We start from the raw sequence: 22,236 nt of genomic DNA, 5'->3' as shown, positions 1-22,236 counted from the left end.
CGTTCCTTGGCGGCGCGCTTGCGGCAGGCCTCGCCGGGCGCGGGGCCGCCATGGAGGGGACCGTCTCCGGCCCGGTCGCGCCGAGCTGGAACTCGCTCGTCTCGCAGTACCGCTATCCCGAGTGGTTCCGCGATGCCAAGCTCGGCATCTGGTCGCATTGGGGAGCGCAGGCAGTGCCCGAGCAAGGCGACTGGTACGGGCGCTTCCTGTACATGCAGGGCCACCCCATGGCCGACCACCACCGCCGCACCTATGGTCATCCCGCCGATACCGGGATGATGGACATCCTCAACCTATGGAAAGCGGAACGGTGGGATCCCGAGGACCTGATGCGCCGCTACGTCAAAGCGGGCGCCAAGTACTTCGTCAGCCTTGCCTGCCACCACGACAACCTCGACTGCTTCGACAGCGCACACCACGAGTGGAACTCGCTTCGGGTAGGGCCGAAGCGCGATGTCGTCGGTACGTGGGAGAAGGTGGCGCGAGGGGCTGGACTGCGCTTCGGCGTGTCGAACCATATTTCGCACGCATGGCACTGGTACCAGCCGGCCTATGCCTATGATCCGGAAGGCTCGCGCAAGGGGGAGCGCTACGATGCATACCGGCTGGGCAAGGCCGATGGCCGCGGCAAGTGGTGGAATGGTCTCGACCCGCAGGCACTCTACACCGGGCGGCACATGGTCGCGCCGGACGGCATCGACACCATCGCCGAGATGAATGCCTGGCACGACCGCAACGACGGGCAGTGGATCGAAACCGCACCTCCGGGCGACGAGAGCTTCGCGCGCAAGTGGCTGCTGCGCCAGATGGATCTGGTAGCCAGGTACAAGCCGGACTTGTGCTACTTCGACGATCACGGCCTGCCATTCGGGCCGTACGGCCTTGCGGCGGCGGCGGACTACTACAACCGCTCGGTCCAGTGGCACGGCGACATCGACGTGGTGCTGACCGCCAAGCAACTGGCCCCGCAGGCACGCTTCGGACTGGTGCAGGACGTGGAGCGCGGCTTCACCAACAGGATCTGGGACGAGCCATGGCAGACGGACACCTGCCTCGGCGACTGGTTCTACAATCGCTCGCGCTACACCGACCGCAGCTACATGAGCGCCGAGGCCGTGATCCAGCGGCTGGCGGACGTTGTTTCGAAGAACGGCAGCCTGCTGCTCTCGGTGCCACAGCGGGGCGATGGCACCATCGATGCCGAGGAGGGACGCATCCTTGATGCCATGGCCGCCTGGATGGCGGTGAACGAGGAGGCGATCTTCGCCTCGCGTCCATGGCACACTTTTGGCGACGGGCCCACGGTGCTGCCCACCGGCATGCAGAACGAGGGTGCCTTCAAGGGCTTTGTCGAGGGTGACGTGCGCTTCACCACGAAGGCCGGCGCGCTTTACATGCTCGCGCTGGTGCCGCCTTCGGGTCCGCTGACGGTTCCGGTTCTCGGCCGACGCGCGATGCGCGGCGGGCAAGTCGCGCGCGTGACCCTGCTTGGCGGCGGCCCTGTGCCCTGGCGGCAGAGCGACGCGGCCATGGTGCTTGAATTGCCGCGCGCGGGAAGTTTCGTGCCGGTTGTGAAGATCGAAGGGCGGGGGATCGCATGAAGGCAATGTTCAAAGGCATCGCCGCGGCGCTTGCCGTCCTTGTCGCCGTTTGTGGCCACGGGGCGGCGGCGGCCGACGATGTTCCGCATATCGTCAGCAGGGAAGGGCGCCACGCCTTGATGGTGGACGGCGCGCCGTTCCTCATGCTCGGGGCACAGGTCAACAATTCCAGCGCATGGCCGGAAGCCCTGCCGCGTGTCTGGCCCGCGATGGAGGCCCTGAACGTCAACACCGTGGAAGTGCCGGTCGGCTGGGAGCAGATCGAGCCCGAGGAGGGCCGCTTCGACTTCTCCATCGTCGACACGCTGCTGGAGCAGGCCCGGGCACGCAACCTGCGGCTCGTCTTGCTATGGTTCGCCACCTGGAAGAACACCAATCCGCAATACGCGCCCCGCTGGGTCAAGCTCGACAACGCGCGCTTTCCGCGCATGGTGCGGCCGGACGGCACGCTGCATTATGCGCTTTCGCCGTTCGGGACCGAGACCCTGAAGGCGGACAGCAGGGCCTTTGCCGCTCTCATGCGCCATCTGCGCGAGGCTGACGCGCAGAACACCGTCATCATGGTGCAGGTCCAGAACGAGCCGGGGTCCTACGGGCTCGCGCGCGATCACTCTCCGGCGGCCGAGGCCGCGTTCGCCGGGCCGGTTCCCGAGGCCTTGCGACAGCGCATGAACCGGCCGGCAGGCAGTTGGGCCACGCTGTTCGGCCGCGATGCCGAACTCTACTTCCATGCCTGGCACGTCGCGCGCTACATCGATGCGGTCGCGGCGGCGGGCAAGGCGGTGAAGCCGCTGCCGATGTATGCCAACGCCGCGCTGCCGGGCGATCCCTTCACCTGGCAGGACGCGAAAACCTATGCCAGCGGGGGGCCTGCCAACACGGTCATCGGCGTCTACAAGGCCGCGGCCCCGCACCTCGACGTGGTCGCGCCCGACATCTACAACCCGGCGCGCAAGGCCTATGTCGGCTTCCTGGAAGCCTACGATCGGCCCGATAACCCGCTTTTCGTGCCCGAAACCGGACATGCGCGGGAATATGCGCGCTTCTTCTTCGAGGCGGTCGGGCGCGGTGCCATCGGCTGGTCTCCGTTCGGCGTGGATTTCACCCGCTACCTGCCCGCCCTTCCCGCCACTCCCAAGCTGGCGGGCGATGCGCTCGTGCCTTTTGCGGCGAACTACAGACTGTTCCGGCCGATGGCCCGCGTGTGGGCACGCCTCGCGTTCGAGGGGGAGACCTGGGGCGTGGCCGAGCCGGAGGATCCGGCAGAAGGCCATCGCCGGGTTCTTGACCTTGGCCGCCACCGCGCGACCGTCAGCTTCGGCAGCAGCGACTTCGGTGAGGCTCCGCCGAAGGGCAACTCCTACCCAAGCGGCGGTGTCGCCATCGCCCGGCTCGCCCCGGACGAATACCTCGTGACCGGCTACTTCGCCCGTGTCGAGTTCGCCCTTGCGGACGCGGAGGCGCAGAACCTCATCATCGACCGGGTGGAAGAAGGCACTTTCGACGCGGACGGCCGCTGGCGTTTCGCCCGCGTCTGGAACGGGGACCAGGTGGACTGGGGTCTCAACTTCACCGGAGCACCGCAGGTACTCCGGGTGAAGCTGGCGACCTATCCCAAGCGGTGATCTTCCCTCCTCAGGGAAGGGCGTAGGCGATCACTTCGTCGCCGATCGGGGTCTCCATGAAGTGGTGGCCCCCCGGCGCGATCACCAGATACTGCTTGCCGTTGATCATGTAGGTCATCGGGGTGGCCTGCCCGCCCGATGGCAACACGTCCTTCCACAGGACCTTGCCCGTCCTCAAATCGATCGCCCGGATTAGGTTGTCGGTCGCCGCGGCGATGAAGATCACGCCTCCCGCCGTCACCACTGCGCCGCCATTGTTGGGCGTGCCGATGGTCCAGGGCAGCATGGAAGGGATGCCGAACGGTCCGTTGGTCCTCGCCTCGCCGAACGGCTTGTCCCAGATCGTGCGGCCAGTCGACATGTCGATGGCGCGGATGCCGCCATAGGGAGGCTGCTTGCACAGCATGCCGGTGAACGGCAGGCGCCACCCGGCATTGACATCGATCGCATAGGGCGTGTGCGCCTGGGGATCGCCCGCCCCCTCGGCACCGCCGATCTCGCCGCGTGCCTGGTCCCTTGGCGTCCATCCCTTGCGGTTCGCTTCCTCGCGCGGGACGAGGCGAACGTAGTTTGGCATGTCGTTGTAGTTCGCCACGATTATCCCGCGTCGCGGGTCGACCGCGATGCCGCCCCAGTCAGTGCCGCCGTTGTAGCCCGGATACTCGATCGAGCGGCGGTCGCTCTCGGGCGGAGTGAAGAAGCCCTTGTAGCTCGCCCGCCGGAACTGGATGCGGCAGACCATCTGATCGATGGGAGACATTCCCCACATGTCGCGCTCGGTAAGCTCGGGCTTGCGAAGCGTATGCCAGAGCGACACGCGCTGCATGGGCGCACGCTGTTCCGGCTCCACGCCGCCGCCCGGAGCCTTGATCCTGCCCACGGGCGTGAGCGGCCGGCCGTTCCTGCGGTCGAGCACATAGATGTCACCCTGCTTTGAGGGCAGTACCAGCGCCGGCGTTCCGCGAAAGTCCACCAGTGTCGCCTGCGCACCGAAATCGTAGTCCCACACATCGTCGCGCACGGCCTGGAACTTCCAGCGCGGCTTGCCGGTGGTCACGTCCAGCGCGACGAGGGAGGTGGCGAATTCCCTCTCCTGCGGGCGGCGCAAGCTGGAATAATAGTCGGCCGCCGCGTTGCCCATCGGCAGGTAGACCAGGCCAAGCTGCTCGTCGCCGCTGGCGATGGTCCACATGTTCGGGGTGCCGCGCGCCCAGGTCTGCCCGGGCGGCGGGTAACCGTTCCAGTCGGGGTGCATCATGTCCCATGCCCAGCGCAGCTTGCCGGTGGCTGCGTCATAGCCCCTGATCACGCCCGAGGGTGCCCAGCGATCCTGGCCGTCCAGAACCTGATGGCCGGTCACGACCACCCCGCGCACGATGGTGGGCGGCGAGTTGATCGAGACGTAGCCCGGCGGAGTATCGCCCATGCCGACCTTGGTATCGACTTCGCCGTTGTTGCCGAAAGCGGCGCAGCGCCGGCCGGTGCGTGCGTCGAGCGCGAAGAGGCGTGCATCCAGCGTACCGTAGATGATGCGCGTGGCGCATGGCTGGTTGGCCGGTGCACCCGGGACGGCGTAGTATGTCACCCCGCGACAGGCGGCGGTGTAGGGGATCGCATCGTCCGAAACGACGGGGTCGAACCGCCACTTGCGCTTGCCCGTGGCTGGGTCAAGGGCAAGGACGATGTTCTTCGGCGTGCAGACGTAAAGGGTGTCGCCAACCTTAAGCGGCGTATTCTCGCCGCCGTAAGTCTTGCGGATCTTTGCGTCGGAAGGCAGGTCGCCGGTGTGGATGAGCCAGGCGCGCTTCAGGTTCTTCACGTTTGCGGGCGTGATCTGCCCCAGCGGAGAGAACCTGCGCGCAGCATCGGTCCCGCCATAGGCTGGCCAGTCGTCACCCACGCTGGCAAGCGAGGGATCCCCCATTTCGAAGCGCAATGGAGGAAGCGGGCCTTGCGGCCCCGTATCGGCCATGCGCGCGAAGATGAGCCCGGCGACGGCGGTAAGGACGATCGCGGAGGCACCCGCGCCAAGGCCCAGTTTCCAGCGAAGCGGATGGACCGTCAGCAGCGGCATGACGAGCAGGACCGCAAGCAGCAGCACCAGCGGCGCGATTATCCGGGGCACCAGCGCCCACGGGTTCGCGCCGACTTCCGCGAGCGCCCAGATCACCGTCAGCACGAAGATCGCGCAGTAGAGCCATCCGCCCAGGATATTGCGCCTGAACAGAAGGACGCCCGACGCGATCATCGCGACGCCCGTCAGCACGTAGTAGGCCGAACCGCCAAGCGCTGCGAGCCACGCGCCGCCGACGGCAAGGACAACGCCGATCGCGGCGATGACGACACCGACGACAAGGGGCGGCAGCGGACGCCTCCCCGGCTGAAGGCTTGGCGATCCCATCGTTACACTCCAGAAACATTCATGAATGGCGCTGTGTCAATGAGACAGGCGCCGGAATGTTCCGAAGGTATAAGGGTTTGCTTAGGAGAATGGGCGCGGGGCGCTCAGTCCGCCTGGATCGGGATCACCATCCGGCATACCACGCCGCCCGGGGCGAACTCGACCGTCGCACCGGTGCCGCCGCCCCGCGCAAGGCTGCGCGTGATGAGGGTCTGGCCAAAGCCATGTCGGGTAGGAATGGACACAGGCGGACCTCCGCTTTCGGTCCAGGTGATCTCGTACAATGCGTCCGGGAGCGGGCGGCCGCTGACGGAGACGCACCCGGTCTCGCGAGAAAGAGCGCCGTATTTCACCGCGTTGGTCGACAGTTCGTGGATCACCAGCCCGAACGCGATGGCGACATCGGGGGTGACGGGACGGTCCAGCCGGCTGAGTTCGAGGCGCGGGCCTGTGGGCGAGAGGTAGGGCGCCAGTTCCGAGCGGATCAGGGCGGTCAGGTCGATCCCGGCCCATGATGCGTCGGCCAGCAGGTTGTGCGTGGCAGCAAGGGCCTGGATCCGCCGGGTGAAGCGCTCTCGAAAGTCCTCCAGACCGCTGGATCCGGCAAGCGTGCGCCCGCAGATGGACAGCACCATCGTCAGCGTGTTCTTAACCCGATGGTCCAGCTCGTGCATCAGCAGCATCTGGCGCTTTTCAACGGCCTTGCGCTCGGACATGTCGATGAGCGTGACGACGCATCCGCCGATCGTCTCGCCCGAAAGCCTGAGCGGCGCCACGCTGACGAGGAGATCCTTGGGAGGATCGGCAAAGGGTGCAGACGCTTCGAGGCCCTTTATGGCGGTGCCCTCGCAGGCCATCATCACCAGGTCGTCGGGGTGCATCACCGCGCTGCCGATGGGGAAGGAGAGGCGGAGCGCCTCCTCGAAGCGGCGGCCGATAGGATCGCCCTCGATGATGGAGGCGAGCGCCGCGTTCGCATTGATGATGAGCCCGGTAGGGTCGCACACGACCACGGCTTCGTTGGCCGAAGCGATCACGGCTTGTCCGATGCGCTCCGACTCTTCGGCCGCAGCCGCCTTCACGCGTGCCGTGACATCGCTGAAGGTGAGAGCGCATCCCGTGCCGAACGCCAGCGGCAGCGGCGCAGCAGTGACCATCAGGTGCCGTTCGCCGCCGTCGTACGCCTCTACGAACTGCGTCTGATGTCGACCGTTGCGCGCTTGTGCAATAGTTTCGCGAACGATCGCCGTGGAAGCCGACGACAGACGCGTGAACAGACCGTCGCGCTGAAGAGCGCCGGGGCCGCATCCCAGCAGGGTGCAGAACGCCGCGTTGGCGTAGAGCACGCGCTCCTGCTCGTCGAGAGCGACGGCGCCGATGTCCATCGCTTCCATGATCGCACGGTAGCTGTCCTGGCCGCCCGCCAGTGCGAAGACGGTGTCCTCGTCCTCGCTGCGGACCACGACCGCGTCGGCCTCTCCTTCACGGATCGCCCGCAGCGTGTCCTCGGCTTCGGTCAACCGGCGGCGCAGTTCATCCACCGACAGGGTGGAGAGCGCCGCGCCGTCGCTCATGCGGCGTCGCCGAGCTGCAGGTGGACGAGCACCTTCTCGGTATCGGAAAGATCGCCGATGATCTTCTGGATGGGGACGGGAAGCTGGCGAACCAGCGTAGGTATCGCCACGATATTGTGTTCGCGCGCGAGCTTCGGGTTCTCTTTCAGGTCGACGACCTTGACCACGAAGTTCGCGTCGAGATGCTCCGCGCAGATCCGCTCGAGATTGCGGATCGCCGCCACCGACTTGGGGGTCTGCCCCGCGATATAGAGAGTAAGTTCGGTCGGCTTGTCCATGATCATGCCTTTGAAGCGTTTCGGCCGGCCGCTAGTTCCGCGAGGTCGTTGGCTGCCTGGTTGCGGTAGTCCTGCTCGGCTTTCATCAGCCGCTGGAGTTCGGCATCGTCTGCCGCCAGTTGGGCCTGCAAGGCCTCGATCTCGACCTCGGCGCGGCGGCGGCGCTGCGACACCTCGTCCTGTAGGACAGATACCTGGTGGCGACGCTCGCTCTCTTCGCGGCGGGCCTGGGCTTCGGCGAAGCGGCGCGCGGAGCCGGTGAGCGCCCCGTTCTCGCCCAGATAAGGCTCGATCAGCCGGATACCGTGGTCGCTCATGACGAACTCGCGCACCTGGTTCGAATGCGCCATGCCGCGCGCTTTCAGCAGGTAGAGCTCGCGGTTGAACTCGCCGTTGACCTCGCGATTGAGGAGCAGCAGCCACGCGTCCATGAGGGAAGAGAGCCCGGCGTCGGTCTTCGCCATCCGCTGGTCGTGGGCAAGGTGCGTGAAGATGCCGGTGATGCCGTGGGACTTGAGATAGTCCACCATGCGCAGCAGCATGGCCTGCACCTCAAGCTGTTCGCCGCTGTCGAGGAACGCCGAGATCGGGTCGAGAACCACCACCGAAGGGCGGAACCGGGCGATCTCGCGAACCATGATCGCGAGGTGCATCTCCAGGCTATAGAACGTGGGCCGCGCCGAGACGCAGCGCAGAAGCCCTTCCTCCAGCCAGCGGTTCACGTCGAGCCCGATGGAGCGCATGTTGCGCGCGATCTGCTCGGAGGATTCCTCGAACGAGAAGCAGAGCGCCCGCTCGCCCCGCGCGCAGGCGGCATCGATGAAGCACATCGCCACCGAACTCTTGCCCGCGCCCGCCACGCCCGAAAGCAGCACGCTGCTGCCGCGATGGAAGCCGCCGCCGGAAAGCATGGCGTCGAGATCGGGAATGCCGCTTGGCACCCGCTCCTCGAAAACCTGATGGGCAAGGCCGAGCGAACTGACCGGCAGGACGCTGAAGCCGTCCTCGCCGATGAGGAAGGGGTATTCGTTGGTGCCGTGCGCGGTGCCGCGGTACTTGACGATGCGCATGCGGCGGGTGGAGATCTGGTTGTGCACCCGGTGGTCGAGCAGGATCACGCAGTCGGAAACGTATTCCTCAAGCCCCTGCCGGGTCAGCGTGCCATCGCCCCGCTCGCCGGTGATGACGGCGGTAAGGCCCTTTTCCTTTAGCCAGTCGAACAGGCGGCGGATTTCGGCCCGCCGGATCGCGGGGTTCTGGAACGCGGAGAACAGGCTCTCGATCGTGTCGAGCACGATGCGCTTTGCGCCCACTTCGTCGATCGCCAGTTCCAGGCGCAGGAACAGTCCTTCGAGATCATAGTCGCCCACCTCGGCAAGCTCGGAAGGCTCGATGGCGATATGCTCGATCGCGACAAGGCCTTGCTCGATCAGCGCGTCGAGTTCGAAGCCGAGCGAGGCCACGTTGGCGACGATGTCGCGGGGCCGCTCCTCGAACGTCACGAAGACGCCGGGTTCCCCTTCGCGCGCGCCATTGACCAGGAACGTGGAGGCGAACAACGTCTTGCCGCAGCCGGCCGACCCGCAGACGAGTGTCGGGCGGCCCTGTGGCAACCCTCCCATGGTAATGTCGTCAAAGCCTTCGATGCCTGTCTTGGCTTTGTCGATGCCGGCTATCATGCGTGTCCCAAATGTCGCGGAGACAACGGTGCTTAGGGGACCTGCGGCATCGTGGCAATGCCTTGTGCCAAAGGCTTTGCCTTATGTTGGCACCATGGCCGCAAGGCCCGGCTCTCGACGCCCGAGAGCCGGGCAGGGGCGGGATCAGATGAAGGGCTTGCCCCCGGTTACCGCGATAGTCGCGCCGGCGATGTAGCTTGCCTCGTCGCTGGCGAGCATGACGTAGGCCGGGGCGAGTTCGCCGGGCTGGGCTGGGCGGCCGATGGGATAGCTCGCTCCGAACTCCTTCACCTGCTCGGGCGGCATCGTGGCCGGGATCAGCGGCGTCCACACCGGACCCGGCGCGACGCAGTTCACGCGGATACCCTTGGGCATCAGCATCTGCGCCAGACCGCCGGTGAAGTTCTGGATCGCGCCCTTGGTGGTCGCATAGGGAAGCAGCGTCTGCTTGGGCATATCCGCGTTGACGGAGGTGGTGTTGATGATCGCCGCCCCGCTCTTCATGTGCGGCACGGCGGCTTTCGCGAGGTAGAACATCGCGTGGATGTTGGTGCGGAAGGTCTTGTCCCACTCCTCGTCGGGAATGTCGACGATGTCCTCGAACGTCATCTGGTGCGCCGCGTTGTTGACGAGGATGTCGAGCCCGCCAAGCTCCGATACGGCCTTTTCGACGATCGCGCGGCAGTGGGCCGCGTCGGCGATGTCGCCGGGCACGAGCACCGCCTTGCGTCCTGCTTCCTCGACAAGGCGCGCAGTGTCGCGGGCGTCCTCCTCCTCGTTGAGGTAGGAGATCAGCACGTCCGCGCCTTCACGCGCGAATGCGATGGCGACCGCGCGGCCGATGCCGCTGTCGCCGCCGGTGATGATGGCCTTCTTGTCCTTGAGCCTGCCGTGGCCCTGATAGCTGGTCTCGCCGTGGTCGGGGCGGGGATCCATCTGCGCGGTCGTGCCCGGGGGCGTCTGCTGCTGCTCCGGGAGGGGCGTGTTCAGGGTGTCCATGGGGTTTCCTTCGTTGGGGATCCGTAAGGTGCCAGAGGCACCAGCAACGGCTCCTGCAATCGATGGGAAACACCCGGGGTTCCTTGGGCTAACCCTGGTAACGGGAATTTGCCGGGACAGCCCTGCCGCCCCGGCATGAGTGTTCAGGCGGCGGGAACCGCGATGCCCACAGCAGCATCGTCCTCGACGCCGCTGACCGCGATGCTCGTCAGGTTGAGGATGCCGCGGGCGGTGACGCCGGGGGTCAACACGTGGATGTGCTGCGAAAGACCCAGCAGCATCGGCCCGATGGTGGGCGAACTGGACGAGGCGGAAAGCGCCGTCAGCGTGATGTTCGCGGCATCGAGATTGGGCATGACCAGAAGGTTGGCCGCGCCCTGGAAGCGGCTGTCGGGCACGAGCTTTTCGCGCAGTGCCTGGCTGAGCGCCGCGTCGGCATGCATCTCGCCGTCCACCAGCAGGTCGGGCCGGGCCTTGCAGACCAGCTTGGCGGCCGAGCGCATCTTGCGCGCGCTGGGGCTATGCGAGGAGCCGAAGTTTGAATGCGAGAGCAGCGCCACTTTCGGCTCGAGCCCGAAGCGCCGGACCGCATCGGCGGCAAGCACGGTCATTTCGGCGACCTGCTCTGGCGTGGGATCGGGCACCATGTGCGTGTCGGTTAGGAACAGCGCGCCGGCATCGAGGATGAGGCCCGAAAGCGCATAGACCCGGTTCACTCCGGGAGCACGGTCGATGATGCGAAGGACATGCTCGATCTGTCCCCAGTATTCCGAATTGCCGCCTACGAGCGCCGCATCCACCTTGCCCGTGCGCAGCAGCATCGCCGCGGTCACGGTCGGGCGGCGGTGGGTATGGCGGATGACTTCGGCTGCCGGCACGCCCTTGCGCCCGGCGACGTCGCGGTAAGCGTTGGCCAGTTCCTCCATCAGCCCATGATCGGTTTCGGGATCGACCACGTCGACGTCGCGGTCGAGCTGGAACTGCAGGCCGAGTTCGGGGAGCTTCTGCTCCAGAATGCGGCGGCGCGCGACGAGGGTGGGGCGGACCATGCCCTCGCGCAGCGCGTCCTGCACGGCGCGCAGCACCCGGTCGTCCTCGCCCTCGCCATAGGCAACGCGCTTGTTCGCGCCGCGTGCCGCCTGGAACACGGGCAGCATGACCTGTGCCGAGCGCGCGTTCACGTTGGCGAGCGAGCGCTTGTATTCCTCGAGGTCGATGGTGCGGGTTGCGACGCCGCTTTCCATCGCGGCCTGCGCCACGGCCGCGGCGATCTCGGCGATGAGCCGCGGATCGAAGGGGGTGGGTATGATGTATTCGGGGCCGAAGACAAGGCGCCGCCCGCCATATGCCTGCGCCACGCTGTCATGCGCGGGAACGCGGGCGAGCCCGGCGATCGCCTGCGCGGCGGCGGCCTTCATCGCCTCGTTGATCTGCGTCGCGCCCACGTCGAGCGCGCCGCGGAAGATATAGGGGAAGCACAGGACGTTGTTGACCTGGTTCGGATAGTCAGAGCGGCCTGTAGCGATGATCGCGTCGGGACGCACCTCGCGCGCGATCTCGGGGCGGATTTCCGGCTCGGGATTGGCAAGCGCGAAGATCAGCGGGTTGGGAGCGAGCATCGGCAGCCATTCCGGCTTGAGCACGCCCGGCGCCGACAGGCCGAGGAACACGTTGGCGCCCGGCAGCACTTCGGGCAGCGAGCGTGCGTCCGTAACGCGGGCGTAGCGGGCCATGTTGGGCAGCATGCCCTCGCGCCCGGCGTGGATGACGCCGTCCTTGTCGGTGAGAGTGACGTTCTCCACCGGCAGACCCATGGACACCAGCAGGTCCACGCATGCAAGCGCCGCCGCGCCCGCTCCGGAGGTGACGAGGCGCGCCTCGGACAGCGGAATGCCGCGCAGCACCAGCGCGTTGGTGACTGCCGCCGCCACGACGATCGCGGTCCCGTGCTGGTCGTCGTGGAACACCGGAATGTTCATGCGCTCCTTCAGCGCCGCCTCGATGGCGAAGCACTCGGGCGCCTTGATGTCCTCGAGGTTGATGCCGCCGAAGGTCGGCTCCAGCAGGGCCACGGCCTCGATGAACTTCTCGGGATCGGTGGTGTCCACCTCGATGTCGAACACGTCGATGTCGGCGAACTTCTTGAACAGGACGGCCTTGCCTTCCATCACCGGCTTGGAGGCAAGCGCCCCGATCGCGCCGAGGCCGAGCACGGCGGTGCCGTTCGAGATCACCGCCACGAGGTTGCCGCGCGCGGTATAGTCGAGCGCCTTGGCAGGGTCCGCCGCGATCTCGACGCAAGGAGCAGCGACGCCGGGCGAGTAGGCGAGCGCGAGGTCGCGCTGGTTGACCATGCGCTTGGTAGGCTCGATGGCCAGCTTGCCGGGGCGCGGAAGGAAGTGGTAATCCAGTGCCGCGCGGCGGAGGTTCTCGTCCATTGTGCAGTCCTGTCTTCAATAGGCCAGTGTTCGATAGGCCACGCATCGCAGTTGCGATGGGCCAGCGCCGTGCTCCCAAACACGGTTACGACGCGATTGTCGAGCCATGAGACAAGGATAATGCAGCCTCGCAGCCTTCCCGCGCGGCTCCGTCAAGGAACACGGCGGGAACAGCAACGAAGCGGACAAGCGCCTCCGGCGTGCGGCTACTGCAGCAGAAGTGGCGGGGAATCGACGGGTTGTGGCGTGCCATCGGCGGCGACGAGCGGTATCTCGTGCCGGAAGCTCTTTCCTTCCCACGTCCGCTCGACGACGAGGCGGCCTTCTTTGCTCGCAAGGGCATAGCTGCCGCGCGCGAACAGCTGCGGAGCCGCCCGGCGGCGGGCCAGCAGATCCCGGGTCAGCGCGAGCTTGCGGGCCGCGAGGGGAGAGAAGGCATCCTTGCCACCGCTAAGCGTCTCCCACGGCACGGCGCGGCGGTTGTCAGGGTCGGTAAGGGCGATGGCAAGCCCCTCGGTGCCCTGGTAGACATCCGGAATGCCCGGCGCGGTCAGTTGCAGCGCGACCTGCGCCAGCACGACGGTCTCCGTCGCCGCGTCGAGCCGGGCGGCCTGATCTTCGGAAAGCAGGCCACCGTCGGCAAGATCGTGCAGGAATGCCGTGGCCAATGCCGTCACGGCGCCTTCCGCCTCTTCATTCGGCGCTTCGTGACGGGAAAGATCCTTCGCCTCTCGCATGGCCTTGGCGATGTGCGCGGCCATGCGCTCCTCGGCCTCGTCCTCGCCGCGCAGCATGAGCGCAGTCTGCAGCGCGTAGATGCCCCAGTGTTCCGGCACCCCGGCGGAAAGGGCCGCTTCGCGCGCCTGGACATAGAGTAAGGTCGCGAGTTCCGGAAAATGGCTCAGCGCCACCAGCACGGCCCGCGCGTCGGCGGAACGCTTGGTATCGTGCGTGGAGAGCGCGTCGAGGGCGAGCGGGCTCTGCGCGGCTCTTGCCGACAGCGTCTCGGCAAAACTGTCCGCGTCCATCGCCTCGAGGTCGGGCTCGGAGCCCACCTCGCAGAAGGGCAGATATGCGACGCTGCGGAAGAAGACGGTATCTTCCTCCGACTTGGCGGTGAGGGCGCCCGTCAGCTGTTCGAAGCGGGCGGCGAAGGCGCGGGCGCGCGGATCGTCGCCTGCGCGCAGCAGGTCGAGCAGGGCGGCAGCGCCGGGATCGGCGGCGGCTTCGGCGATCCCTTCGGTCACCAGCGGCGTAAGCGGTTCATGATCCGCAGCGTAGGAGCGGTAGACCGGCCAGGCCGTCGCCAGTCGCTTCACCGCTTCGGACACTCCGGAACGGTCCTTCGTTCCGGATGGAAGAGCGGCGAGGGCGGCTTCGGTAACGCGGGCAAGCTCGGGAACGAAGACGTCGTCCAGAAGCTTGCGCCGCACCTTGCGCACTTCATGCAAGGTGCTGGGCGGCACCGCACCTTCGGCCGCGAGACGCATGGCCGCAAGGCCGCCCGGGGCTGTAAGCAGGCGCGTAACCGGGCCCATGAATTCGTATCCGCTCATGCCCTCGACCGGCCAGGACGGCGGCATCTGCTCGCCGGGTTTGACGATCTTCTCCACCCAGACCGGCAGATCGCCGACCGCCTGGCGCAAGTCGGCAAGGTAGGAACCCGGCCGCGCAAGCCCGTCCACATGATCGACCCGCAGGCCCTGGATGCGGCCAGCGGCGACCTGATCCAGGATCCAGCGGTGCGTCAGCGCGAAGACCTCCGGATCTTCCTGCCGCACGCCGATAAGGTCGGTGATGTTGAAGAAACGGCGGTGGCTCACCAGAGCCGCATCGCCGCGCCAGTCTCCCAGCGAGAAGTGCTGCTCTGCCAGCAGCTTCTCCAGCGAGGCAAGGTCGAGCGTGCGCGCGCCCTGCACGAGATCGGCGGCAAGCTGCGTCAGGCGCAGCGGGTAGTCGCGCTCGTAGACGCGGAGGCGCGGATCGTCGGCGGTGCCGGCAAGGCCGATCTGCTCCTGCGCGAGAAGATCCGCGGCGGTGCCGTCGAGCACCGGGAAGTGGATGCGCGCGTCCGTTTTCTCGATCCGGTCCCAATCGATGTCGAAGACGCGCGCATACCGGCTTTCGCGGCCGTGACGAAGCACGTCGGCCAGCCATGGGTTCTCGGGCGTGAACGCCATGTGGTTGGGCACGATGTCGATGACGATGCCCATGCCCGCCGCCCTGGCGGCATCGCTCAGGCGCACGAACGCCTCGTCGCCGCCGATCGCCGGATCGATACGAGTGGGATCGATCACGTCGTACCCGTGGGTGGACCCTTCCGCCGCATGGAAGGGAGGCGCCAGATAGAGGTGGCTGACGCCCAGTTCCTGCAGCCAGGGAAGCAGCGCCGCGGCCCGGTCGAGATCGACCCCGCAGCGCAGTTGCAGGCGATAGGTGGCGACGAGGTCGGGCGCGTGGGCGGCGGCTTGCATCAGGTCACTCCGGTGAGACGGCAGCCGAGAACGCGAAGGGGCTCGACGCGTCGGTCAGCTGGAAGATAGGTTGGGAATGCGGCTCGAAGGGGCGGTCACCCGTGCCGAGCCTTGCCTTTACGAAAAGCGTGCCCGGCGCGAACGACCACTGCGCCGTGATGTCCGCTCCTTCGCGATGAACGCTGGAAGTCGGCAGCGCGTTGCGCCCCAGCATTGGAACCACGTGCCGCGCGCGCAGGGCCAGCAGGCCATGGACGAACTGTTCGTGCTCGCTCTGCTCGGCCCGCGCGGGGCTCCCGATCCGGCATTGGCGGAAGGTTTCCGGCGCGATCGGATCCGGCACTTCGCCCCCGAAGCTGCTGAAGCGTGCGAACTCCTGTGCCCGGCCCTTGCGCACTGCCTCGGCAAGGTCGCCCGAGAAGTCGGCGAAGAACAGGAAGGGCGCGTCGGTCAGGAACTCGTCGCCCATGAACAGCATGGGCACGAACGGCGTGAGCAGCGTAAGCGCGGTGGCCACGCGCAGCGCATGGCAGTCCGTCACCAGTTGATGGAGCCGCTCTCCCCGCGCGCGATTGCCGACCTGGTCGTGGTTGCCAAGGAAGTTGACGAAGGCGGTGCGGGGAAGATCACCGGACGCTTCGCCGCGCGGCTTCTCGTCCCCGCTCGGCCGCGCCTGGCCCTGCTCGACATAGCCGTCTCCAAGGGCCACCGCGATGTCCCCCACGGGATCGACGGCGAAAGGCGCATAATAGCTCTCGTTCTCGCCGGTCAGCAGGCAGTGCACGGCGTGATGCCAGTCATCGTTCCAGGTGCCATCGAAGGGGGCGTCGGACGTGAAGTAACGCGCGAGGTTGCGCTCGTCCTCGGTCACGAGATGGATCGGCCGCCCCCACTCGCGCGATCGGATGCGCTCGCCAAGCTCGTCGAGGAAGTGCTTCGCCGAATGATCCTCGATCGCGTGGACAGCGTCGAGGCGCAGGCCGTCGAACCGGTATTCCTCGAGCCAGTGGAGCGCGTTGGCGATGAAGAACTCGCGAACCGCAGGCTCCTCGAACGCGATGCCCTGGCCCCAGGGAGAGGCGCGCTCGGCGTGGAAGAACGCCTTGCACCAGGCGCCTAGGTAGTTCCCCGAGGGCCCGAAGTGGTTGTACACCACGTCGAGCAGCACGCCCATGCCCAGCTCGTGCGCCGCATCGACGAAGGCGCGCAGTTCATCGGGCGAGCCGTAGGCCGGGTGCACGGCATAGGGCAGTACGCCGTCGTAGCCCCAGCCGTGGTGCCCGTCGAACTGGGCCAGCGGCATGAGCTCGATCATGGTGACGCCCAGTTCCGCAAGGCGCGCCAGCTGGCCCTTCGCCGCAGTCAGCGTGCCCTCGGGTGTGAAGGTGCCGACATGCAGTTCATAGATGGTCGCCTCGTGCCAGGGCCGCCCCTGCCATGGCGCTCTCCACGTAAACCCGGCCGGATCGACCAGCACGGAAGGGCCGTGAACGTCGCCTGCCTGCGCTCTTGCGGCGGGATCGGGATAGGCTGCACCGTCGATTGCCCAGCGATAGGCGTCGCCCGCCTCCGCTTCCGCCTCGATCCGCCACCATCCCTCGCCCACGGCCGGGACCGGGATGGTCGTGCCGCCCAGTTCGAGCGCTGCCTCGCCTGCCTCGGGCGCCCAGATCGCGAAGCTCCATCGGCCGTTTCCAAGCGGCCGGGCTCCCCATTGCATGTCTTTCATGGCTGCCCTCACACCGGCCGGAACAGGCAGACGCTGGCCGGGGAGATTTCGGCGGCGTCGCTTTCGATGGGTTCCACCGTGAACGGATCGTCCCGGGCGGTGTCGAGCACGCGCTCCCACCGGTCGGCGCCGTTCCCGCTGGGCAACGTGAACTGAAGCCCGTCGCCTGCGTTCACCACGGCGAACAGCGGCCTGCCGCCATCGAGGAAAACCTCGCGCGCGGAATAATCGACCATCATGCCAAGCACGCGAAGGCCTGCCTGGCCCCAAAGCTCGTTGTCCATCGCTCGTCCGTCGGGCTGGAACCAGGCAATCTCGACGCGTTCGTTGTCGCCGGTGTCGCCCTGCAGGAAGTTCTCCTGGCACAGCACCGGGAACTGATGGCGCAGCGCGGTCATCTGGCGGCAGAAGTCGAGGAAGGCATCGTCCCGGCCCTGCCAGTCGACCCAGCCAAGCTCGTTGTCCTGGCAGTAGACGTTGTTGTTGCCTTGCTGGCTGTTGCCGATCTCGTCGCCCGAGAGGATCATCGGCACGCCCTGGCTGATGAGCAACGTCGCCATCATCGCACGGCGGCGACGGGCGCGCGCGGCGTTGATGCCTTCATCCTGCGTCGCGCCTTCGGCGCCCATGGAATCGGACAGGTTGTTGTCGTGCCCGTCCGCGCCGCCTTCGCCGTTCGCCTCGTTGTGGCGTTCGGTGTAAGAAACGGTGTCCATCAGCGTGAAGCCGTCGTGCGCGGCAAGGAAATTGATCGAGCTCGTCGCTCCCCGGTCGGAATGGTTGAACTGCACGGGAGAGCCGATCAGTCGCTGTGCGATGTCCCCCACCAGCCCCTCGTCGCCGCGCCAGAATGCGCGCACGTCGTCGCGGAACTTGTCGTTCCACTCGCGGAAGGGATAGGGGAACCCGCCGACCTGGTAGCCGCCCATGCCGACGTCCCACGGCTCCGCGATCAGCTTGACGCCGGCGAGGATCGGATCCTGGCGGATCGCATCGAAGAAGCCGCCCTCGCGGTCGAAACCCTGTGCTTCGCGGCCCAGCGTAGAGGCGAGGTCGAAGCGGAAACCGTCCACGTGCATGACCTGGACCCAGTAGCGCAGCGAATCCAGGACCATGCGCATCACCATCGGATGCGCGACCGCCAGCGTGTTGCCCGTCCCGGTATGATCGAAGCTGTGGCGCGGACTTTCGGGGCTCAGGAGGTAGTAGCTCGCGTTGTCGAGGCCGCGAAAGCACATCGTGGGCCCTTTTTCCGAGCCTTCGGCGGTGTGGTTGTAGACCACGTCCATGATCACCTCGATCCCGGCCTTGTGGAACCGCTTGACCATGTCCTTGAACTGCCGGATCGCGCGGGGGGCCACGTCGCCGCCGCGCAGGAAGCGCGGCTCGGGCGCGAAGAAGCCCAGCGTCTGGTAACCCCAGTAGTTCGAGAGCCCCTTGTCCAGCAGCATCCGGTCGTCGAGGAAGAACTGGCAGGGCAGCAGTTCGATGGCGCTGACGCCAAGCTTCTGCAAGTGGTCGAGGATGGGCTCGCTCGCCATGCCCTCGTAAGTGCCGCGAAGGGCCTCGGGCACGTCGGGATGGGTCATGGTCAGGCCGCGCACGTGGGCTTCGTAGACGATGGTCTCGGTCCACGGACGGCAGAGCGCACGGTCGTTTTCCCAGTCGAAGTCGGGATCCTGAACCACGCTCTTGACCATGAAGGGCGCGGAATCGCGCTCGTCGAATGTGGTGTCGTCGCCGCTCAGGAGATCGTATCCCCACAAGGCATCGTCCCACCGCACCGCGCCGGAAACCTCGCGCGCATAGGGGTCGAGCAGCAGCTTGTTGGGGTTGAAGCGGTGTCCCGCTTCCGGCTCGTAAGGACCGTGTGCGCGAAATCCGTAAAGCTGGCCGGGCTTCACGCCGGGAAGGTAGCCCGAGAAGATCGAACCCTCGCGTGAGGGCAGTTCAAGCCTTGCGGTTTCCTCGGCGCCGTCGTCCGAGAACAGGCACAGCTCGATGGCTTCCGCGTTCTCGGAAAAGACGCCGAAGTGCGTTCCTTCTCCGGTGAACTCGGCGCCCAGTTCATGGATCATCCGCTCCGGACGAGCGAAAGAATAGTCTGCCGGTTCTCCGGCGATCGGCCCCTGCGACACGTGCTGCCTCCTGAATGCAAGGTTCGCCGCGGCTTCCCTTGTGCTGCATCTGCAAACTCGCATGCAGGCACCGCGTTCCACCGCCGCATGGACCGTTGCGCGACGCACTACACAGATCAGGGCAAATCGATGGCAGCGCGATGTGCCCTTGACGCAACTAACCGATTAGGTTACACGTCGCGACATCATCCGGCCGAGGTACACGGTTGGAGGATCATCGGGTCGGCATCGTGGGCACAAGGCCCCGTGTGCCACCGGAAGCGTTCATCCGCCTGCTCCCCTTTTCAGGGGAAGACAGGCAAGGCGCGGCGCAAACGGCGTGACTCCTGATAAGAGGACGCTTCCCGCCAAGCTTTGGAACCGGTGCCTTTTCGCGAGCCCGCGCGCCAGTTCCGAACGCTTTCGCTGAGGGTCGAGCCGGGCTGCCATGCCGCTACCGGGCCGTTCGCAAGGAGCCGCAGTTACCGAGTGCCCGACAGGGGCGCTCGCGAAGCTGGCCCCGGCGTTACGCCCGCACTCGCCAGCGGGCATTTGGCATGTCCGGCGCGCGTTTCCCTTTGCCGTGGCGGCCGCACCGCCTTGCCTTTCTCCACAAAAAGACCCGCCCGGTCCTGAGACCGAGCGGGCAATTTCCCGGAGCGGCGACGCCGGGTGGGAAGAGCGCCGCCGCCCGCCTTTGCGGAAATCAGGGTTTCGGGCGTCAGAAGTTGACGGTCGCGCCCACGAAGATCGTGCGACCCAGCGCGTCGAAGATGCCGGGGTAGGTGTTGCCGTTGCCGAACGTCTGCAACAGGTTCGAGGAGAGGACCGGCGGGTCCTTGTCGAACAGGTTGTTGACGCCCGCGCGCAGCGTCAGGCGCTTGTCGATCACCTGGGTCAGGGCAAGGTCGATGTAGTTGTAGGCCTCGATCTCGCTGTTGACGACCGTTTCCGGTGCGCCGAGCAGCGGGTTGTCGCTCAGGCTCGACAGCTTGGTGCCGCCGATATGACGCCATGAGACCGACACCGTCGTATCGCTCGGAGCCATCCAGCTCAGGCGGGCGACATGACGCCATTCGGGCGTGGGCTGGCCGCAGGTATAGCCGAACAGGCCCTTGCAGTCGTACGAGCCAAGGCCGGGCACCGGCTGCGACACCTGCTCGAGGAGGTATGTGCCGACCAGTCCGATGTTGACGCTGCCCATGTTGCCCACGTCGAACGTGTAGTCGGCGTTGACGTCGATGCCCGAGGTCTTGAGGTAGCCGGTGTTCATCGTGGTGGAGATGATGTAGCCGGTGTTCAGGCCGAAGACGGCACCCGAGCGCGGATCGCGGTTGAACAGGCCGCAGAAGTAGGGGTCACCCGTCTCGGCGCACTGGCCCATGATAAGCGAAGGCGCGATCGTGCCGATGTAATCCTTCACCTTGATGTTGTAGTAGTCGATCGAGAGCGAGAAGCGGCGCAGTGCCTGCGGCGTGATCACGACGCCGAGGGTGTAGGTGTCCGCGGTTTCGGGCTTGAGACCCAGGTTGCCGCCGCCCAAGGTCGAGCACTGTGCCGAAGGGCAGTCCGGGATTCGGCCGTACTGCGCCTGCGTCACGCCGGTGAGCTGGCAGATCTCGAATGAGGCGGTGGGGTTGGCGCCGGCGCACGGGTCGTTGCCCGCGACGTTGCCGATGCCCTGCGAGTTGAAGAGCTCCGACACGTTCGGCGCGCGGATGGCGCGGTTGTAGCTGCCGCGCAGGCGCAGGTCGTCCACTGGCGCCCACGAGATCTCGCCCTTGTACGTCCACACGTTGTAGCTGGACTTGAAGCCGGTCGAGTTCTGCTTGTTGTCGTAGGAGGAGTAGCGCAGGCCGCCGTTGATGGTGAGCGAGCGGAAGAACGGACGGTCTTCGATCAGCGGGATCTCGATCTCGCCATAGGCCTCGGTCACGCTGATGATGCCGTCCGAAGGCATCGTGCCGCCCTGCTGCTTGATGCGGTCGGCCCTGAAGTCGAGCGTCTCGCGGCGACGTTCGAGACCCAGCGCCAGGCCCACGCCGTGGTTGGCCCAGGGAACGGTCACGCCCATTTCGCCCAGATCGCCCGACAGCGTGCCCGAAATCACGCTGAGCGAGTTGCGCGAGGAACTGCGGCTCGGCGTGAAGAGGTAGGCGGCCTGCTCGGCGGTGACGCCGTTGGGCTGGAAGACGTTGATGGGCAGACAGTCCGGATCGGTGCCGTTGGCGGTGACGCGGCAGGTCGGAACGCCGCCTACGCTGACCACGTCGAGAGCGTTGGCCGCCTTGTCCTGGTCGACGTCGTTGAGGTAGGTCTCCTTCATGCGCACGAGCGAGTACATGTAGTTGACGTCGTAGCTGAAGCCCTTGCCGATATCGCCGCGGACACCGGCCGAATAGCGGTAGTCGTTGAACTTGATGTCGTCGCGGCGGGGTGCGGTCGCCATGCGGTAGGCCACCTGCACGTCCTCGGTGGTATCGGTGCCGGCGTTGGCACCGCAGAAGGCGGTCAGCTGCGCGGCGCTGGCGAGCGGATGGTTGCAGGGCATCGCGAAGGAGCGGCCGAGCCAGATGCCCGAGGGCGCCACCTGCGAGAAGGTATGGTCACGCATGAACATGAAGCTGCCGTAGACTTCGGCGGCCGGGCTGATCTCGAAGCGGCCGAAGGCGCCCGCGGTGATGCGCTCGTCCGAACGCTGGAAGTAGTTGTCGGGCGCGTAGTTGTAGGCATACGAAGGATCGTAGGGGACCAGCGTGCCGTCGTTGTTGCGGTTGTTGATCAGCGTCTGGCCGATCAGCGGGCTGCGGTCCGACAGTGGCAGGAACGAGCCGTAGGGCGTGTTGCTGGAGCCGCCGCAGAACAGTTCGGTGCCGTTGTTCTGGTCCTGGATCGCGCAGGCGGATACGTCGCGGCTCGACTGGCGGACCGGGCTGAAGCTGCGATAACCGCCATACACGGTGATGTTGCCACGGCCGTCTGCGAAGTTCTTGCCCGCGGCGATGGTGATGTCCTGCTTGCCGCCGTCGGCGACCGAGCTGGGCGCCTGCTCATAGCCCTTAGCGGCCTGCAGGGCGCGCACCGCATCGTTGTTGTTGTTGTGCTGCGCGAAGCCGGTCTGCATGTCGAGGCGCACGCCGTCGAGGTCCTTCTTGAGGACGAAGTTCACGACGCCGGAAAGCGCGTCCGAACCGTAGCAGCCCGCTGCCGAAGTCGATTTTTCGGGACGGCGCTCAGCCCGGCCCCGCAGACATGATGATCAGCAGCACGCCGGCTTCGGCTGCGACTTGGCCGACGAGGGCGAAGATCAGCGCGTTTTCG

12 protein-coding genes are annotated in these 22,236 nt (G+C 66.5%); 2 read left to right on the top strand and 10 right to left on the bottom strand.

Annotated elements, in window-relative coordinates:
* Positions 1-50: 50 nt before the first annotated feature.
* A complete protein-coding gene (locus GR702_RS16655; protein WP_160986967.1) occupies positions 51-1,601 on the top strand; it encodes an alpha-L-fucosidase in 1,551 nt (516 codons plus the stop codon).
* Positions 1,598-3,226 carry a DUF5597 domain-containing protein gene (locus tag GR702_RS16650; protein WP_160986918.1) on the top strand — a complete coding sequence of 543 codons (1,629 nt, stop codon included), beginning with the start codon at positions 1,598-1,600 and terminating at the stop codon, positions 3,224-3,226. The genes GR702_RS16655 and GR702_RS16650 overlap by 4 nt, the downstream gene beginning before the upstream one ends.
* Before the next feature lie 10 nt (positions 3,227-3,236).
* Here the strand turns inward: GR702_RS16650 and GR702_RS16645 are convergent, their stop codons facing one another.
* From GR702_RS16645 to GR702_RS16600, 10 genes are all read right to left on the bottom strand, one after another.
* Complete coding sequence (locus GR702_RS16645; protein ID WP_160986917.1) at positions 3,237-5,627, bottom strand: membrane-bound PQQ-dependent dehydrogenase, glucose/quinate/shikimate family; 2,391 nt, start codon at positions 5,625-5,627, stop codon at positions 3,237-3,239.
* A gap of 104 nt (positions 5,628-5,731) precedes the next feature.
* Entirely contained in the window at positions 5,732-7,201 is a 1,470-nt protein-coding gene (locus tag GR702_RS16640; RefSeq protein WP_160986916.1) for a sensor histidine kinase, read from the bottom strand.
* Entirely contained in the window at positions 7,198-7,479 is a 282-nt protein-coding gene (locus GR702_RS16635; RefSeq protein WP_160986915.1) for a circadian clock KaiB family protein, read from the bottom strand. The genes GR702_RS16640 and GR702_RS16635 overlap by 4 nt, the downstream gene beginning before the upstream one ends.
* A gap of 2 nt (positions 7,480-7,481) precedes the next feature.
* A complete protein-coding gene (gene kaiC, locus GR702_RS16630) occupies positions 7,482-9,158 on the bottom strand; it encodes a circadian clock protein KaiC (protein WP_160986914.1) in 1,677 nt (558 codons plus the stop codon).
* A 144-nt stretch (positions 9,159-9,302) separates the two neighbouring features.
* Positions 9,303-10,157 carry an SDR family oxidoreductase gene (locus tag GR702_RS16625; protein WP_160986913.1) on the bottom strand — a complete coding sequence of 285 codons (855 nt, stop codon included), beginning with the start codon at positions 10,155-10,157 and terminating at the stop codon, positions 9,303-9,305.
* Between the two features lie 143 nt (positions 10,158-10,300).
* Entirely contained in the window at positions 10,301-12,595 is a 2,295-nt protein-coding gene (locus tag GR702_RS16620) for an NADP-dependent malic enzyme (RefSeq protein WP_160986912.1), read from the bottom strand.
* A gap of 206 nt (positions 12,596-12,801) precedes the next feature.
* Entirely contained in the window at positions 12,802-15,069 is a 2,268-nt protein-coding gene (gene treY, locus GR702_RS16615) for a malto-oligosyltrehalose synthase (RefSeq protein ID WP_160986911.1), read from the bottom strand.
* A gap of 4 nt (positions 15,070-15,073) precedes the next feature.
* Positions 15,074-16,798 (bottom strand): malto-oligosyltrehalose trehalohydrolase, encoded by a 1,725-nt coding sequence (treZ, locus tag GR702_RS16610; RefSeq protein WP_160986910.1) that lies wholly within the window; start codon positions 16,796-16,798, stop codon positions 15,074-15,076.
* Between the two features lie 8 nt (positions 16,799-16,806).
* On the bottom strand, positions 16,807-18,936 hold the full coding sequence (gene glgX, locus GR702_RS16605; RefSeq protein ID WP_337192635.1) for a glycogen debranching protein GlgX: 2,130 nt from the start codon (positions 18,934-18,936) through the stop codon (positions 16,807-16,809).
* 700 nt (positions 18,937-19,636) lie between these two features.
* Positions 19,637-22,084, bottom strand: coding sequence for a TonB-dependent receptor domain-containing protein (locus GR702_RS16600; protein ID WP_160986909.1), 2,448 nt, complete (start codon positions 22,082-22,084; stop codon positions 19,637-19,639).
* Positions 22,085-22,236 lie beyond the last annotated feature (152 nt).

This window comes from Novosphingobium silvae, from assembly GCF_009856825.1.
In the GTDB taxonomy this organism is placed as follows: domain Bacteria; phylum Pseudomonadota; class Alphaproteobacteria; order Sphingomonadales; family Sphingomonadaceae; genus Novosphingobium; species Novosphingobium silvae.
This window is presented reverse-complemented; position numbering and strand designations above follow the sequence as displayed.

What these genes read in the sequence shown, in the direction of transcription:
- GR702_RS16625 (WP_160986913.1), bottom strand. Translation starts at nt 10,157, where the DNA reads ATGGACACCCTGAACACGCCCCTCCCGGAGCAGCAGCAGACGCCCCCG.
- GR702_RS16620 (WP_160986912.1), bottom strand. Translation starts at nt 12,595, where the DNA reads ATGGACGAGAACCTCCGCCGCGCGGCACTGGATTACCACTTCCTTCCG.
- treZ (WP_160986910.1), bottom strand. Translation starts at nt 16,798, where the DNA reads ATGAAAGACATGCAATGGGGAGCCCGGCCGCTTGGAAACGGCCGATGG.
- GR702_RS16650 (WP_160986918.1), top strand. Translation starts at nt 1,598, where the DNA reads ATGAAGGCAATGTTCAAAGGCATCGCCGCGGCGCTTGCCGTCCTTGTC.
- treY (WP_160986911.1), bottom strand. Translation starts at nt 15,069, where the DNA reads ATGCAAGCCGCCGCCCACGCGCCCGACCTCGTCGCCACCTATCGCCTG.
- GR702_RS16655 (WP_160986967.1), top strand. Translation starts at nt 51, where the DNA reads ATGGAGGGGACCGTCTCCGGCCCGGTCGCGCCGAGCTGGAACTCGCTC.
- GR702_RS16645 (WP_160986917.1), bottom strand. Translation starts at nt 5,627, where the DNA reads ATGGGATCGCCAAGCCTTCAGCCGGGGAGGCGTCCGCTGCCGCCCCTT.
- kaiC (WP_160986914.1), bottom strand. Translation starts at nt 9,158, where the DNA reads ATGATAGCCGGCATCGACAAAGCCAAGACAGGCATCGAAGGCTTTGAC.
- GR702_RS16635 (WP_160986915.1), bottom strand. Translation starts at nt 7,479, where the DNA reads ATGGACAAGCCGACCGAACTTACTCTCTATATCGCGGGGCAGACCCCC.
- GR702_RS16640 (WP_160986916.1), bottom strand. Translation starts at nt 7,201, where the DNA reads ATGAGCGACGGCGCGGCGCTCTCCACCCTGTCGGTGGATGAACTGCGC.